We start from the raw sequence: 13,730 nt of genomic DNA, 5'->3' as shown, positions 1-13,730 counted from the left end.
ACTCTGTTGGCTATCTCACGGCCGTTTTCTAGAAACACTTGAGAGCCGGCTTGGTTTCTTTTCGAATCATCTTTCCTGATTTTATAACGCCATGAGGACCGGCATTCAGGCGGTCCATTAACGCTGGATTGAGTCCCCGGCATTTCTGCGCCAAGGTTTCGGATATGTCAGACGCGATGCAATCCCTCCCCGTTCCGCCGGCTCCAAAGCAGGAGCCCCTGTCAACAACGCAGCTTGGCCGGACCAGAACTGACTCCTACGCTTGGATGAAGGACGAGAACTGGCAGCAGGTTCTGCGGGATCCGTCTGTCCTTCGTCAGGACATCACCGATCACCTCAAGGCAGAAAATGCTTACGCCGAAGCCGTGCTCTCTGGCATGGAGCCGCTTCGCAAAGAGCTTCTGCAGGAAATGATCGGTCGCATTCCCCCTGCCGAAGAATCCATTCCCGTGCCTGATGGGCCTTGGGCCTATTACAGTCGCTTCGAAGATGGGGCTCAGCATCCTCTCCGGGCACGGCGCCCGCGCGACGGCGGAGAAGAGCAGATCCTTCTGGATGTGGACGCCCGCGCCAAGCAGTTTGACTATTATGCGCTCGGCGGGACGGCCCATTCCGCGGATCATCGCTACTTCGTCTATTCCGAAGACGTGCAGGGCTCTGAAGTTTATCGCATTCAGGTCAAGGACCTGGAAACCGGAGAACTCTGCTCCGAGGCGGTTGAAAGCACGACTGGAAGCTTTGCTCTTTCCCCTGACAGTGCGTGGCTGTTCTGGATCTTCCGGGACGACAATGGCCGCCCCTCGCGGATTTACCGCCGTCCTCTGACCGGCGGGACGGACGTACTCGTCTTCGATGAAACCGATGCAGGCTTTTTCCTTAGCATCGGCACCAGCGCCTCTCGCAAGTGGATCGTCATCGAACGCGGGGATCACGATACGAATGAGACGCTTCTGATTCCTGCTGCCGAGCCGACAGCAATGCCTGTTGTTGCGGCCCCCCTGGTCCGGGGAGAGCGCTATTCCTTCACGCACTGGAATGATCGTTTCATCATTCTCACCAACGCGGGCGGCGCTGTCGATTTCCAGTTCATGCAAACGCCCGATACGGCCACAGATCGGGAAAACTGGCGCCCGTTTGTCCCGTATCTGGAAGGGCACTACCTTCTGGCAGCTACAGCGTCGCGTGATTATCTGGCGTGGGCAGAGCGGAAAGACGGAAACGTTTATATCCGCGTCGTAAAGGCAGGCGTATCAGGAGATGTTCGTGCGCAGGCCGCCACGATCGGAATGGACGAACCCGCATATGATCTGACCCTTCAGGGCATTCTGGAATATGACGGCTCTGTTCTGCGCTACGTCTATCAATCCCCGACAACACCAGCGCACTGGTATGACTACAATCTGGCAACAGGCGAGCGAACCCTGAAGAAGGTTCGCGATGTCCCGTCTGGCCATGATCCAGCGCAGTATGAAACGCGGCGTCTGTTCGCGACGGCGGCTGATGGCGAGCAGGTTCCCGTCACCGTTCTGATGCGGAAAGGCCAGCCGCTGGATGGCTCTGCCCCCCTTCTGCTTTATGGATATGGCTCCTACGGCATTGCGATGGATGCAGGGTTCTCCACAACAGTCTTCAGCCTCGTTGACCGTGGATGGGTTTATGCCATCGCGCATATCCGTGGCGGGTCCGAGAAAGGCTGGAACTGGTTCCTGCAGGGGCGCGGCAAGACCAAACCCAACACTTTCACGGACTTCATTGCCTCCGCAGAGTATCTGGCCAAAGAGGGCTATGGCTCAGCAGGGCGCATCGTTGCTCATGGTGGCTCAGCCGGGGGCCTACTGATGGGCGCTGTGGCCAACATGGCACCGGACCTCTTTGCCGGGATCGCCGCGCAGGTACCGTTCGTGGACATGCTCAACACCATGTCTGACGTTTCCCTGCCGCTGACCCCACCCGAATGGCCGGAATGGGGAAACCCACTCGAAGACGAAGAGGCCTACGATCTCATTGCCAGCTATTCCCCGTATGACAATATTCAGGCGCGCCCGTACCCGCCCATTCTTGCCATGGGAGGCCTTTCAGATCCGCGAGTGACCTATTGGGAACCTGCAAAATGGATTGCCAAGCTGCGTGAAGTGGCCTCCGGCGGCCCATTCCTGTGCCGCATCAACATGGATGCTGGCCATGGTGGATCATCCGGGCGCTTCAAGCGCTTGGAAGAAGTTGCGCTGGTGCAGGCTTTCGCCATCTGGGCCATGGATCGCGCGCCTCTACGCTAAAGGGATGACAGTCTGGCCCACGCCTGCAGTGGGCCAGACATCACTCAGGTTTCGGCTTCCCGATCCGTCCGCCAAATATCCAGACCCCGGCAAATCGTGACAGTAAGATAGCTGCGTTACAGGCAGCCGTCGTCAGGCAGGCACCGGCCAGACCAAAATGCATGGTCAGGACATAAAGCGCGGGAAAATAGATCGCCATGATGGCCGTGCGGCTGGTCATCAGGAACTTCACATGCCCCACGACGATCAGCAGGGGCTCCAGCGGAATAACCAGCAGGCTGAAAACGGCTGCCATCAGCATGATGGAAATGTAAAGCGATGTGTGATGCACATGAACATGCAGCATCAGACGGAAAATCTTTGAGCCAAAAAACGCAGACAGCACCAGAAGCAGCAGGGACAGTGCGGTCAGCACGCCAAACATTTTCCATGTAACGCGCTTGAGGCCTTTCCAGTCCTGCTTGTCCCGCATCTTGACCAGTTCCGGGTACAGCACCGGCGAAATGAGCTGGGCAGGCGTAACAATCCCGTCCGCAATCTGGCGACAAACGCGGAAAACAGCAGCTTCCGCCGGGCCAAGACCGTTACCGACCAGAAGCGTTGCAACATGCCCGGAAATGTTGCCGAGTGTCTGGTTTACACTGGCCGCACGCGTAAACTGCCACATGCCAGGGATCTGCCAGCGCCAACTGCGATAGGCTTGGAAATAGCGGAACCGGAACTTCCTTCGCAGGATATCCATCGCATAATAGAAGTAGAAACCGTAATCGATGATGATCGCGAGCGCCCACATTGCAAGGAAATATCCAAGCTTCAGATGCAGGGCATATCCGACCAGAACTCCCACCGTCTTTACGATCGCGGCACAGGTATCAATGATCGGGACAAGGTGAAATTTCCCCGCCATTCGCAGAATACCGTTGGCCCAGCCTGAATACATCAGTGGGCTCACGATCACGTACAAATCCGCCAGAAACCGGACATGCTTGGACCAGTGTGCCGTCACACCATAAATCTGCACGGCGACCAGCCCGAAAATAATGGACCCGGCCGCAGACATTGTATCCAGCCGGATACAGAAATGAACGACCTTCCGTAGCAGGTCCGTTTCGTTCTTGCTGAATGCGTCGCTGCCAAAGCGGATCAGCGTCTGCCAGGACTGCATCCGTGACAGAACGGACCCTGTCGAAGCCAGAGAATGGATGAGGATCAGCAATCCGAAGTCAGAGAGGCCCAAAGCGCGCACGGTGAACGCGATATAGACAAAGCTGCACAGGGCATTGACCACACGGCCAAGGGTGAGAACACTGACATTTCGGAAAATGGATCTGAAAACAGAGCGCTCGGCGGACATGCGGGCTTTCTGACCACAAAGCCCCGGGAGTGTCCATGCCGGAACATGCATCCCTGCGTTTTGCAGCGTTCTTGACAGCAAAGACCCGAGGGCTATGAACAGGGCCCTATTCCGAGCCTCCGAAGTGTTTCAGAGGCACTTCATAACCGGGATGGCGCCCTTTCAGCAGACGGCGTTCCGGACAAGAGCAGCAGGCAGTCTGCTCCGGGCAGGACGCAAAACACGCTCATGAAAATCGCCTTTATTTATATTGCCGAGCCTTATCAGTGCTATCACACCGCATCCGTTGCCAGTGCACTTGCGGCAATACCGGGATGTGACGTCACGGAATACTACAGCTTTCCAGAGACCATTGATCATCTGGCCCGCATCAGACGCGCCCTGAATGTTCCGCCGCTTCCGCTGCTGCCATTTCCCAGATCCTGGAAAGCAAACATCCTGAAACGCGCACGGCGGCTGGATCAGGAGCGACTGGTCATTCTTCGGGAGAACGTTGAAGAGTTAAACCAGTACGATGTGGTTGTCGCAACGGAATATACGGCGGGCGTCCTGAAAGACATGGGGCTGAACGGCCCGAAACTTGTCCTACTGATGCATGGCGCCGGAGACCGTTACGTTAATGACGAACATCTTGTTCGAGAGTTTGATCTGACGCTTTTGCCCGGTCCGAAAGTCGAGACTTACTTCCGGGACAAAGGGCTTCTCCAGAACGGTGCATCACGCATCGTGGGTTATCCCAAATTCGATGTATTCGAAGCCGTCCGTCGGGAAAATGCTGTTTCTTTCAGCAACGAACGTCCGTTCGCGCTCTATAATCCGCACTATCAGCGTGTCCTGACATCTGCACCCACGTGTATGGATACCATCATCAAAGGCTTTAAGGCACAGAACGAGTACAATCTGGTCGTGGCCCCTCACATCAAGATGTTCCACAAAGGCTTTGGCATCCGGGAGCGTCTGCTCCAACGCCAGCAAAGCCCCGAGGTGCTCGTGGACACTGGCTCGAACGCCATGCTGGACATGACCTATACGTCTCAGGCGGCCCTTTATATTGGGGATGTCAGCAGCCAGGTTTATGAGTTTCTGGCCATCCCGCGGCCCTGTATTTTCCTGAATCCTCACAAGCTCCCATGGCGTGACGATCCGTATTTTTTACACTGGACACTCGGAGAGGTGGTCGATGACCCCGCCGACATCATGCCTGCGGTTGCAAGGGCAGAGGAACGTCATGCGTTCTATCGGCCAGTGCAGGAAAAACTGTTCCGGGAAACATTTGGGGAGCCCTTGCTCGGGGCGTCGCAGAGAGCGGCTGACGCGATCGTCAGTTTTATGAACAACGTCTAAGTACCCTGAGGAAGACTGCTCTCCCTCAGGGTGATCATCTGATTATTGAGGAATCGGCGTGCACTGCGGTGTGACAGGCTCACCCGCCATCACGGCCTTTGTGAAAGCCGCAGAGTCCGGCAGGGATGCATTGACTGTCTGAGAGTGGTCCAGCCCTTTATACAAATGCGCCTGTACTGTTGATCCAGCTGCACAGGCTGCCTTGACCAAGCCTTCCTGCAACTGTGGAGGAACGTCCTGATCTGCGGTGCCCGTTCCAACAAAAAGTGGCTGGGCCAGTTTCAACGTCGGGTACGTCATTGTTTTGAATGCAGGCGTCATGGCCTTCACAAACGTAGGCTGAAGCGCATTCGCAAGCGTCAGACCGTCTTTCTCCGCCATGTCTGACAGGCCCGTCAGGCAGGAGTCAGCCGCTGCCTTGAACGCCGGCATCGCCTTGGACGTAAAGGCGTCTTCGGGACGGAAGGTCGGATGCAGACCAGCATAGGACGAACCAATCAGCAGCGTGTAAGCCACCAACGGGCTATATCCCAATGACTTGCCAGCTTCCTGCAACAGGCCAGACAGTATTTCCGGCGTCATGTACGGGATGCCTGTCGCCACAGTCCCGCGCACATTGATATCCGGAGCATAAGTCGGTGCAAACGCCGCAGAGGCAAAAGCTGCACCGCCGCCCTGGGACTGCCCGACGATCATCACCTTGTTCTGAAGGCCTGGCACAGACTTCAGCGCAGCCCGTACAGAGTCCAGCACGCTATAAGCTTCAGCCCGTGTATTCAGATAAGGGTGTACACCCGGTGTTCCCAGCCCCTGGTAATCCGTTGCGACGATGGCAAAACCGCGCTTCATCCATTCGGACAGGTAATGAGTATTGCGCGCGCTGTAGGGGTTCAGAGACGGTGCGCAGCTGTCATCATTTCCAACCGTACCATGCGCCCAGGCAACAATCGGCCACCCGCCTGCAGGCGCTTCACCAGCAGGAACAATGACTTCGGCAGTCACGGGGACGAGCCCCTTCCCCGTAACACCATCTGTGGAAAGATAGGTGATGCGCAGGGAACGAGCAGCATTCGGAAGGCTCAGGGTCTCTGCCAACGGAGCAGAGTTCAGCAGAACACCCGGCTTCTGTGCGCTGTTCTGCGGTGCGGCATTCGCCTGCGCTGAGATGGCAGCAATACAAACGCCACCCATAACCAGACTGATCGTCTTATGGGAAAAAGATACGCGCACAATTCTTCCTTACCTGAAATGCTCTGTGGGCCTGACAAAGTAAGGTACGGGTTCTGACGGAAAAAGTTGTGTGAAAATCTTGTGCCAACCCAAATCGGGGCCTTTTCGCCCCGGATACTGGAATTTCCGTTATTTGTGACCAAAGAGGTGACGAACATCATCACCGAAATGCTGAAACGCATCCTGCGTTGAACGATGACGACGATTTCCCGTCTCTGAAACGACCGTCACGGTTGCGGTCATGCCAGCAGCCAATGTGAGATCGGATGGGACCTTATCGATTTTCACGCGCACAGGAATACGCTGTGCCAGACGCACCCATGTATAAACCGGATCAACTGTCGGCAGACCCTGCTCATTCACCAGTGCATTGTTACTGGCAATACCGCGCGTAATACTCTCGATATGTCCGAAAAGTGGGTCGTGGTAGCCCATCAGATCCATGCGAACGAGATCGCCTTCATCCAGATCATGGACCTTGGTCTCTTCGAAATAGCCGTCGATCCAGTATGAGTTGGTATCAATGACGTGCATGTTCACGACGCCAGCCGTTGCAAAGTCACCCGGTCGCATGATCAGGTTTGTGACAATACCATCTATGGAACTGCGGACTTTTGTACGGTCCAGATTGATTTCTGCCTGACGCAGGTCTGCCTGAGCAGAAGCGTATTGCGCTGCTGCCTGCTGCGACAGTGCAACGTACTGCTTCTTTTCTTCCTGTGAGACCGCCACACCGGGAATGGCTTTACGCCACTGGGCCTGAACTTCCTTGAACTCCATGTCTGCCTTGCGTTCGGCCACCTTGGCTTTGGCCGCATCCACCGCAACCTGGAAATCGAACGGGTCAATTTCGTACAGGACGTCTCCATGGTGAACCGGCTGATTGTCCAGCACATTCACATGCAGGATCTGCCCTGAAACACGTGGCGCGATATTGGCGACCTGAACACGCACCTGGCCATTCCGTGTCCAGGGAGAGGCCGTGTAGTAATCCCACAGGATAACCACCACGACGGCAGCCACCACAAGAATGGAGATCGTAATGGTCAGGCGGATCAGACGATGGGCACTGGATAGCACTTGAAACGGCCTTGTATCAGAGGATCAGGGTATAGAGCCCAAGCAGGCAGATAAGGATGCCGAACTGGGCAAGCGGCGGATCCCAGACGAAACGCCACAGATCAAGCCAGCCCATGAGCCAGCGGAGAATGGCCAGCGTCAGAAGTGACAACGCCAGATTGACGACGAACGCGGACACAAGCAAACCGCCAAGGTCTACGACCTGTCTCATCACCATCGTTTGCGTCCTATTCCATAATGATGAACGGCTGTCCGATTTCGCAGAAGCATGACGCGCACGGACTCCAGCCCACCAACACAGTTGAGGATCAGAATTTCCTCACTGGGGGCGCCCAGACGCAGTCGGTCAAGAAAGGCCTGCGTCATATCTGCCAGCTCACTCTCCAGCAGCGCCAGACTATCCTGTGCGAGCGCTTTACGCGCAGGTCTCACAAGGTGCCTCAGAGACGGCATCCGCGCCGCCTGATCGAGGTACAGACGCACACGGGCAATCGTGCTGGACAGATCCTCCAGCGCGACAAGGCGCTCAAAAACATGCTCTGAGGCCGTACCGCGCTTCGGGAGACGCTTTGTCCACAACAGAAGCTGGCTCAGACGATCATATTTCCGGCTGAGCAACGCAGGGCCCATAGCCTCACCATGACCGCTCAGCTGTGATTCCAGATCCGAAGAAATGGTCACGGCAATGCGGAACCGATGGCGGCGCGCAGTTGGGGGCCACAGCAGAACCAGAAGGATGAATGAAAGAACCGCTGACAGGAAATAGAACGTGTTGCGTTCGAGGAACGCGCCCGGGTCGTAACTGTGGTGATTACCCAAGCCTACGAAGACGAGAAAGAACGCACCATAGTGAAAGCCCACAGCGGTTGTTTTCGGATTCATCAGAAGCAGGCAGGCAATAACGGTCTGGGGAAGCAGAACAAAAGCCAGCCCCTGAAGGGTATAGACGTGGGGTAAGACCCAGAAGGACAGAAACCCGGCCGCAAGGATTCCCAAAGGCGTCCCGATCATGGCGCCTTTACCGAACACCGCCGTGTCCAGTGACGAAGATGCAAGGACAAGAACGAGTGCGCTCTGGGAAAGGGCGGTGGCAGAAGCTGGCTGGCCCGTTCCCACACAGAATGCTGCTATAAAACTGAAACCAAGCAGCACACGCATGCTGTTGATGAACGCTGTAATGTAGTCTGGATTGTTTGAAAGCGTCGCCAGTTTCAGCGCCTCCCCTGCCGGGGTTGCTTTCATGAGTGTACTGATACCCGTGCGGATATGCAGCCGGTTACTCAGAAGCGTCGCAGCACGCTCCAGAAACCAGGCATCCCGAGGCGTTGGGAAATACTCCGGATCTTCCCGTCTGATGTTGGACAGGATGGTGCCCATCGTTTCCTGACGGTTCGTGCCATCCTCAACACGCTCGTGCCACTGGCGCACGTAGCGGACCAGAATGTCCGTTACCCCACCTTCACTCAGCAACGTAGAAATCGCACGGCTACAGGTGAGAACCGTCAACATACCGATGATGCTGAGTTTGGCTCCTGCCATCCGCAGGCGGCTACGATCCAGCTCTGTCCGGGCGTAAGAAATCTGCGTCATCAGAGACAGGATTTCGGAGGCCAGAGCCGTTGTCCACTGCGCGGAGGGGGACGGCTCTCCCATGATGGCGGAGTGGCTCAGGCCACGGATTCTCTGCCCGAGGTTCTGGAGCCCCTTGGCAAGATTGCGCCAGGCCTGTGGTGAGCCAGACAGCAGATTGACGACCGCAATGGATGCAACGCCGATAGCGACCGTTGAGGCACGCGCCACACTGACATGATAGATGTTCTGGGGTGCATCGATACTGGCAACAGCAACAAGTGCCACCATGTAGCCAGCCAAAAGGGCACCATAAGCCCGGAAGTCGCGCTCCAGCGTCCCCACAAAAGCACAACCAGCCATCCAGAGAGCGACGCCTCCCAGAAAGAGGCCACGATCCTGGCTGAACATGGAAATCAGAAGGATAGAAACGCCGACACCCAGCAGGGTCCCGAGAAAGCGATAAAATGCCTTGGAAAGGGCTTGCCCTCTCAGGGGCTGGGCAAGAATCATGACAGTCACGCCAGCGCCGGCCGGTGTATCGACCTGCGCCCAGAACGCCGTGGCCAAAGCCAGAACGAGCGCAATCCAGGTTCGGAGGCTGAACTGGATCCATCCCGGGCGAAAGACCGACTGTAACGTGGCGGTCAAGACAGATTATCCCTGCCAGGCAAACGGGTCATTCCGGCGCAGCTTACAGTTCCAGTCATCAACTCAGACTGAAAACCCTACTCCTCACTTTAGAAGAAGGTTAGCCCTGTATTGCCCCTGACATGATTTGACGGATTTTATCGCCTGAACGTGATGTACCGAATCCTCAGTCGTCTTCATGGGGCAAAGCATGACATGCTGCGTCGAGCTTCGGATTACTTTCCGCTGACTCCCTGCACAGCGTCCGTGCATCCGCACCACAGATCGTTGTCACGTCTTCCATGGTGGACGATGTCACGTCCCGCGCCACCTCAACGTCCTGATTGTTTTCATGGCCCTCTTCCTTGCTCAGCTGGTCCTGCGCAGCGTGCATTTCCTTGAGGGCGTTGATGCAGGCATCCGTGGCAGAATCGGGGTGAGTCTGCAGAACCTTGAGGACCTGATTGACCCCGATGCCCAAAGCATTGATCGATGGGTCGTCATCATTGGTTTTGGCCCCTCCATCCTCGGCGTGAGCCAGGGCTGGAAAGGCGAGCGGGACGGCCAGAAGGAGGGTGGCCACAAAGCGACGCTTGATCATGACGGCATGATTAGGGGAAAATAATCTCCGGACAAGCCTCATGGCATGTTAGTCACACACCGTTGCAGAACGCATTCTGGCAGCTTTTCCGCGCTGCGGGACGCTGTTGACCTTGACTCCTTAAGGGACGGTCGTTAAGCGAGGCCATCCTTTTGCGGGCGTTTCGGCCCGCTATCCGGTCCATTGTGGGCCATACAGTCGAGAGCCTGGAAACATCATGAAGATCCGCAACAGCCTGAAGTCCGCAAAGGTCCGCGACAAGGACTGCCGCGTTGTCCGCCGTCGTGGACGCGTTTACATCATCAACAAGAAGAACCCGCGCATGAAGGCACGTCAGGGCTAATAGCTTTGATCCGCCGGATATCAAACAGACGGCGCTGGCTGATGGCTGGCGCCGTTCTGCTTTGTGCACCGGCCATTTCCTCTGCCACACCGCCGCCCCCTGCCCCGTCCCAAACATCCGGACCGGCCAGCGCTCCCTCCCCTGCAAAAAACGATTCCAGCAAGACACATCCACACCACAAGACCGTTCAGGAACGTCTTGTTGAGGCGGAAAAGGCTCTCGCTCTCGCTGGAAATGAGAAAATTGCGCGTCAGCTTGCTGACCAGGCTGAAAGCCTGCGCAGCCGCAGCCTGACAGGCGCTGTACGGTTGCTCCTATCCGATTCGCAGGACGCACTGGGCAAACACGATTTCCAGAACGCAGAAGACGACCTCACCTCCGCCATCACCATCCAGCCTGACCAATCCATTCTTCGTCGTTATCGTGCTGCCGTGCGCCTTGCCGCGGGCGACAACAATGGGGCGATTTCCGATCTCGGGGTGGTTATTCAGGCAGACCCCGGTGACGCAACGGCATGGGGAATGCTGGCGGATGCAGAGCGGGAAAGGCACGAGCCAAACGCTGCCCTTCGTGCTTACAAACAGATGATGCAGCTTGATCCGCATGCTCCTGATGCAGACAAGCAACTCAAAATCCTTCAGACAGAGAAAGACGGACAGGAAGACTGACGAACACAACCTCTTGTATTCGTCAGCGTTCATTCCCTGATTCACTCTATTCAGGAGGACCTTCATGAAAACCAAAACAGTTCCCGCCGATCAGGCTCCCGCAAAACAGGGTTGCTGCAGCAAAGTCAAAGCCTGCTGCAAGCATGCCGGTCGCGCCCGCGAAATCAGCCTGGCAGTCATGACCGGCATGGCCACGATCGGCCCCAAGCGTTTCCGCCCCTATTTCCAACAGGCACTCGCCGTGATTTCCGTCGTGGCAGCAACCATCCAGTTCTTCCGCAACCGGAAGGCCTGAGTTTGGTTTGGCCAGACACCTTTTCAGGTTGCTGGCCAGATCACCTTTCCCCGTTCCTCGCAGCCCTTAGAGGAACGAAATTGGATCAATATCAATATCGATCCGGGCACTACCAGTCGGCTTGATATCTTTCAGCCAGTCTCGCAGAATCGGCTGTACGGCGATGCCACGCATTGTTCGCAGCAACAGCCGCCGACGGTGTCGCCCTCTCAGCACAGCCAAAGGCGCGGGGGCTGGGCCAAGAACCTGTACCCCTTCCCGCTCCGGCGCCGCAAACGCAATTTCCTTTGCCAGCGCATCTGCCGCGTCTGCTGTCGCAGCACTGATGATCAACGCAGCCAGACGGCCGTATGGTGGCCAGAAAGAAGGGCGTCTCTGCTCAGCTTCCTGCTCCATGAAGGTCTGGAAATCATTGGAGACAAGCGCCGTCATGACAGGGTGCTCACCCACGTAGCTCTGAAGCAGGACACGGCCAGGACGCTCCGCACGACCCGCACGACCCGCGACCTGGTGCAAAAGCTGAACCGTGCGTTCCGCTGCCCGCAGATCGCCGCCGCCTAACCCCAGATCCGCATCCACAACACCGACCAGCGTCAGCTTCGGGAAATGCCAGCCCTTGGCGACAATCTGGGTTCCGATGATGAGATTGACCTCGCCATCCGTGATCTTCCGTACGGCTTCCGCCGTAGCCGCCGGGGAACCCAGTGTATCCGAAGACATGACCAGGATCTTCGCTTCAGGAAAACGTAGCTTTGCCTCTTCCGTAATGCGCTCAATTCCCGGCCCGATTGGCACCAGAGAGTGTTCGGCGTGGCATTGCGGGCAGTCTGACGGAATACTCTCGGTGTGACCGCAATGATGACAGGTCAGGATGCCACGCGCGCGATGCTCCACCAGCCAGGTGGAGCAGTTAGGGCACTGCATTCGGTGCCCGCAGGCACGACAGAGGGTGAGCGGGGCATAGCCACGACGGTTGAGGAACAGCATCGCCTGCTCCTCGTTCTTCAGGGTCTCATCAATGGCATTGCAGAGCACCGGGGACAAAAAGAGCCCACGCTCTGGCGGAGCAGCCCGCATATCGACCAGAGAGACGTCCGGCATCGTCGCGCCACCATGGCGGGCAGTCAGAAGCTCATGGCGATAGCGGCCGCTTTCCACATTCGCCAGCGTCTCCAGTGATGGCGTGGCAGACACGAGAATGGCAGGAGCGTTCGCCAGACGGGCGCGAACCACAGCCATGTCCCGCCCATGATACATGACGCCTTCTTCCTGCTTGAAGGCACTCTCATGCTCCTCGTCCACCACGACAAGCCCAAGATCTTCAAACGGCAGGAAGAGCGCTGATCGTGCGCCCACAACGACACGCGCCGTCCCGTCCGCTACAGCGCGCCATGTTTCGCGTCGACGCTTGGTTCCGAGGTCGGAGTGCCATACGGCTGGGTCTGCTCCAAAACGACGGATGAACCGATCCGTCCACTGAGCTGACAGAGCAATTTCCGGCAACAGGACCAGAACCTGTTTCCCTTGCGCCAGACAGGCCGCGACAGCCTCGAAATAAACTTCGGTCTTTCCCGATCCTGTCACACCTTCCAGCAGAGTGACGTCAAAACGCTGCTCTTTCACCGGGCGGCACAGCTGCTCGGCAACGTCTGCCTGCTCTTCAGAAAGCTGCGGTGCGCCGTGGGTTGGGTCCGGCGTTGCGAAAGGGGCCGCGACAGAGATGACGGCTTCCCGAAGGAGCCCCGCAGTCGCGAGCCCTCGGATCACGGCGGAACTGGCGCCGCTGGCCGCCGCAAGATCAGACGTCGTCATCGGTGCATCGGACGCCGCATTGAGGACGGATCGACGGGCCGGAGTGATGCGAAGGCCCTCTTCCGGTTGTTCCGTTCTAACCCAACCCAACGCAGGCTTTGGTGCGTCCTTCAGGTGAATGCGGGTTGCCATCGCCAGCACCAGACCAGGCGGCGTCAGGGTATATGCAGCAACCCAATCAATAAACCGCCGCAGACTGCCCGGCAGGGGGCGTACGTCCAGCTTTTCAGCAACAGGACGCAAACGGGACAGCGGAACCTCCCGCCCCGGAGCCGTCGCGAAGTCAGCAGGGACTGTGCTGGTCGTATCCCAGACACATCCGACCGTTTCCCGCTTTCCCAGAGGAATTGACACCAGATCGCCCGGCTGAAGCGCCATGGGTGCCAGATAGTCTAACGGACCCGGAAAAGGCAGCGGAACGAGCACCGAGACACGCGTTCCGGTGGAGGGTGGCTTTCGCCAGAGGTCAGGCTTGGGTAGGCTGCTGGATGCCATGCCTGTGTCTAACCTCCCTGAGCCCGAAATGCC

General features: G+C 57.3%; 12 protein-coding genes. 5 read left to right on the top strand and 7 right to left on the bottom strand.

All coding sequences use genetic code 11. The annotated features are described in order from the left end of the window. Positions 1-164 precede the first annotated feature (164 nt). Positions 165-2,276 (top strand): S9 family peptidase, encoded by a 2,112-nt coding sequence (locus tag M2305_RS08175; RefSeq protein ID WP_264649082.1) that lies wholly within the window; start codon positions 165-167, stop codon positions 2,274-2,276. A 40-nt stretch (positions 2,277-2,316) separates the two neighbouring features. Here the strand turns inward: M2305_RS08175 and M2305_RS08170 are convergent, their stop codons facing one another. Then, on the bottom strand, positions 2,317-3,630 hold the full coding sequence (locus tag M2305_RS08170; RefSeq protein WP_264649081.1) for a lipopolysaccharide biosynthesis protein: 1,314 nt from the start codon (positions 3,628-3,630) through the stop codon (positions 2,317-2,319). 228 nt (positions 3,631-3,858) lie between these two features. Between M2305_RS08170 and M2305_RS08165 the strand changes: the two genes are divergently transcribed. Further along, positions 3,859-4,974, top strand: a complete 1,116-nt coding sequence (locus M2305_RS08165; protein ID WP_264649080.1) for a hypothetical protein — start codon at positions 3,859-3,861, stop codon at positions 4,972-4,974. 42 nt (positions 4,975-5,016) lie between these two features. Here M2305_RS08165 and M2305_RS08160 read toward each other — a convergent pair whose 3' ends face one another. The 5 genes from M2305_RS08160 to M2305_RS08140 all read right to left on the bottom strand — a co-directional run bounded on the left by M2305_RS08160 (position 5,017) and on the right by M2305_RS08140 (position 10,126). Continuing rightward, positions 5,017-6,204 carry a lipase family protein gene (locus M2305_RS08160; protein WP_264649079.1) on the bottom strand — a complete coding sequence of 396 codons (1,188 nt, stop codon included), beginning with the start codon at positions 6,202-6,204 and terminating at the stop codon, positions 5,017-5,019. Between the two features lie 129 nt (positions 6,205-6,333). After that, entirely contained in the window at positions 6,334-7,284 is a 951-nt protein-coding gene (locus M2305_RS08155; protein ID WP_064274642.1) for an efflux RND transporter periplasmic adaptor subunit, read from the bottom strand. Between the two features lie 16 nt (positions 7,285-7,300). After that, positions 7,301-7,501: a DUF1656 domain-containing protein gene (locus M2305_RS08150; protein ID WP_046900697.1), complete on the bottom strand. Its 201-nt coding sequence runs from the start codon at positions 7,499-7,501 to the stop codon at positions 7,301-7,303. Beyond that, positions 7,495-9,504: an FUSC family protein gene (locus tag M2305_RS08145; RefSeq protein WP_264649078.1), complete on the bottom strand. Its 2,010-nt coding sequence runs from the start codon at positions 9,502-9,504 to the stop codon at positions 7,495-7,497. The genes M2305_RS08150 and M2305_RS08145 overlap by 7 nt, the downstream gene beginning before the upstream one ends. 166 nt (positions 9,505-9,670) lie before the next feature. After that, positions 9,671-10,126 carry a hypothetical protein gene (locus tag M2305_RS08140; protein WP_264649077.1) on the bottom strand — a complete coding sequence of 152 codons (456 nt, stop codon included), beginning with the start codon at positions 10,124-10,126 and terminating at the stop codon, positions 9,671-9,673. A 175-nt stretch (positions 10,127-10,301) separates the two neighbouring features. Here M2305_RS08140 and ykgO point away from each other — a divergent pair, with 175 nt between their 5' ends. From ykgO to M2305_RS08125, 3 genes are all read left to right on the top strand, one after another. Further along, positions 10,302-10,427 (top strand): type B 50S ribosomal protein L36, encoded by a 126-nt coding sequence (gene ykgO, locus M2305_RS08135; RefSeq protein ID WP_007281615.1) that lies wholly within the window; start codon positions 10,302-10,304, stop codon positions 10,425-10,427. Between the two features lie 41 nt (positions 10,428-10,468). Further along, positions 10,469-11,095: a tetratricopeptide repeat protein gene (locus M2305_RS08130; protein WP_264649076.1), complete on the top strand. Its 627-nt coding sequence runs from the start codon at positions 10,469-10,471 to the stop codon at positions 11,093-11,095. 64 nt (positions 11,096-11,159) lie between these two features. After that, the gene (locus tag M2305_RS08125) at positions 11,160-11,390 is read left to right on the top strand and encodes a hypothetical protein (RefSeq protein WP_046900693.1); all 231 of its coding nucleotides are present in this window, start codon (positions 11,160-11,162) and stop codon (positions 11,388-11,390) included. Between the two features lie 66 nt (positions 11,391-11,456). Here M2305_RS08125 and M2305_RS08120 read toward each other — a convergent pair whose 3' ends face one another. Further along, positions 11,457-13,697 (bottom strand): primosomal protein N', encoded by a 2,241-nt coding sequence (locus M2305_RS08120; protein ID WP_264649075.1) that lies wholly within the window; start codon positions 13,695-13,697, stop codon positions 11,457-11,459. Positions 13,698-13,730 lie beyond the last annotated feature (33 nt).

The organism is Gluconobacter cerinus (genome assembly GCF_025961355.1).
Lineage (GTDB): Bacteria > Pseudomonadota > Alphaproteobacteria > Acetobacterales > Acetobacteraceae > Gluconobacter > Gluconobacter cerinus.
The sequence above is the reverse complement of the archived record's forward strand: the minus strand, read 5'-3'. Positions and strand labels throughout refer to the sequence as shown.

What these genes read in the sequence shown, in the direction of transcription:
- M2305_RS08120 (WP_264649075.1), bottom strand. Translation starts at nt 13,697, where the DNA reads ATGGCATCCAGCAGCCTACCCAAGCCTGACCTCTGGCGAAAGCCACCC.
- M2305_RS08165 (WP_264649080.1), top strand. Translation starts at nt 3,859, where the DNA reads ATGAAAATCGCCTTTATTTATATTGCCGAGCCTTATCAGTGCTATCAC.
- M2305_RS08130 (WP_264649076.1), top strand. Translation starts at nt 10,469, where the DNA reads ATGGCTGGCGCCGTTCTGCTTTGTGCACCGGCCATTTCCTCTGCCACA.
- M2305_RS08150 (WP_046900697.1), bottom strand. Translation starts at nt 7,501, where the DNA reads ATGGTGATGAGACAGGTCGTAGACCTTGGCGGTTTGCTTGTGTCCGCG.
- ykgO (WP_007281615.1), top strand. Translation starts at nt 10,302, where the DNA reads ATGAAGATCCGCAACAGCCTGAAGTCCGCAAAGGTCCGCGACAAGGAC.
- M2305_RS08170 (WP_264649081.1), bottom strand. Translation starts at nt 3,630, where the DNA reads ATGTCCGCCGAGCGCTCTGTTTTCAGATCCATTTTCCGAAATGTCAGT.
- M2305_RS08175 (WP_264649082.1), top strand. Translation starts at nt 165, where the DNA reads ATGTCAGACGCGATGCAATCCCTCCCCGTTCCGCCGGCTCCAAAGCAG.
- M2305_RS08125 (WP_046900693.1), top strand. Translation starts at nt 11,160, where the DNA reads ATGAAAACCAAAACAGTTCCCGCCGATCAGGCTCCCGCAAAACAGGGT.
- M2305_RS08140 (WP_264649077.1), bottom strand. Translation starts at nt 10,126, where the DNA reads ATGAGGCTTGTCCGGAGATTATTTTCCCCTAATCATGCCGTCATGATC.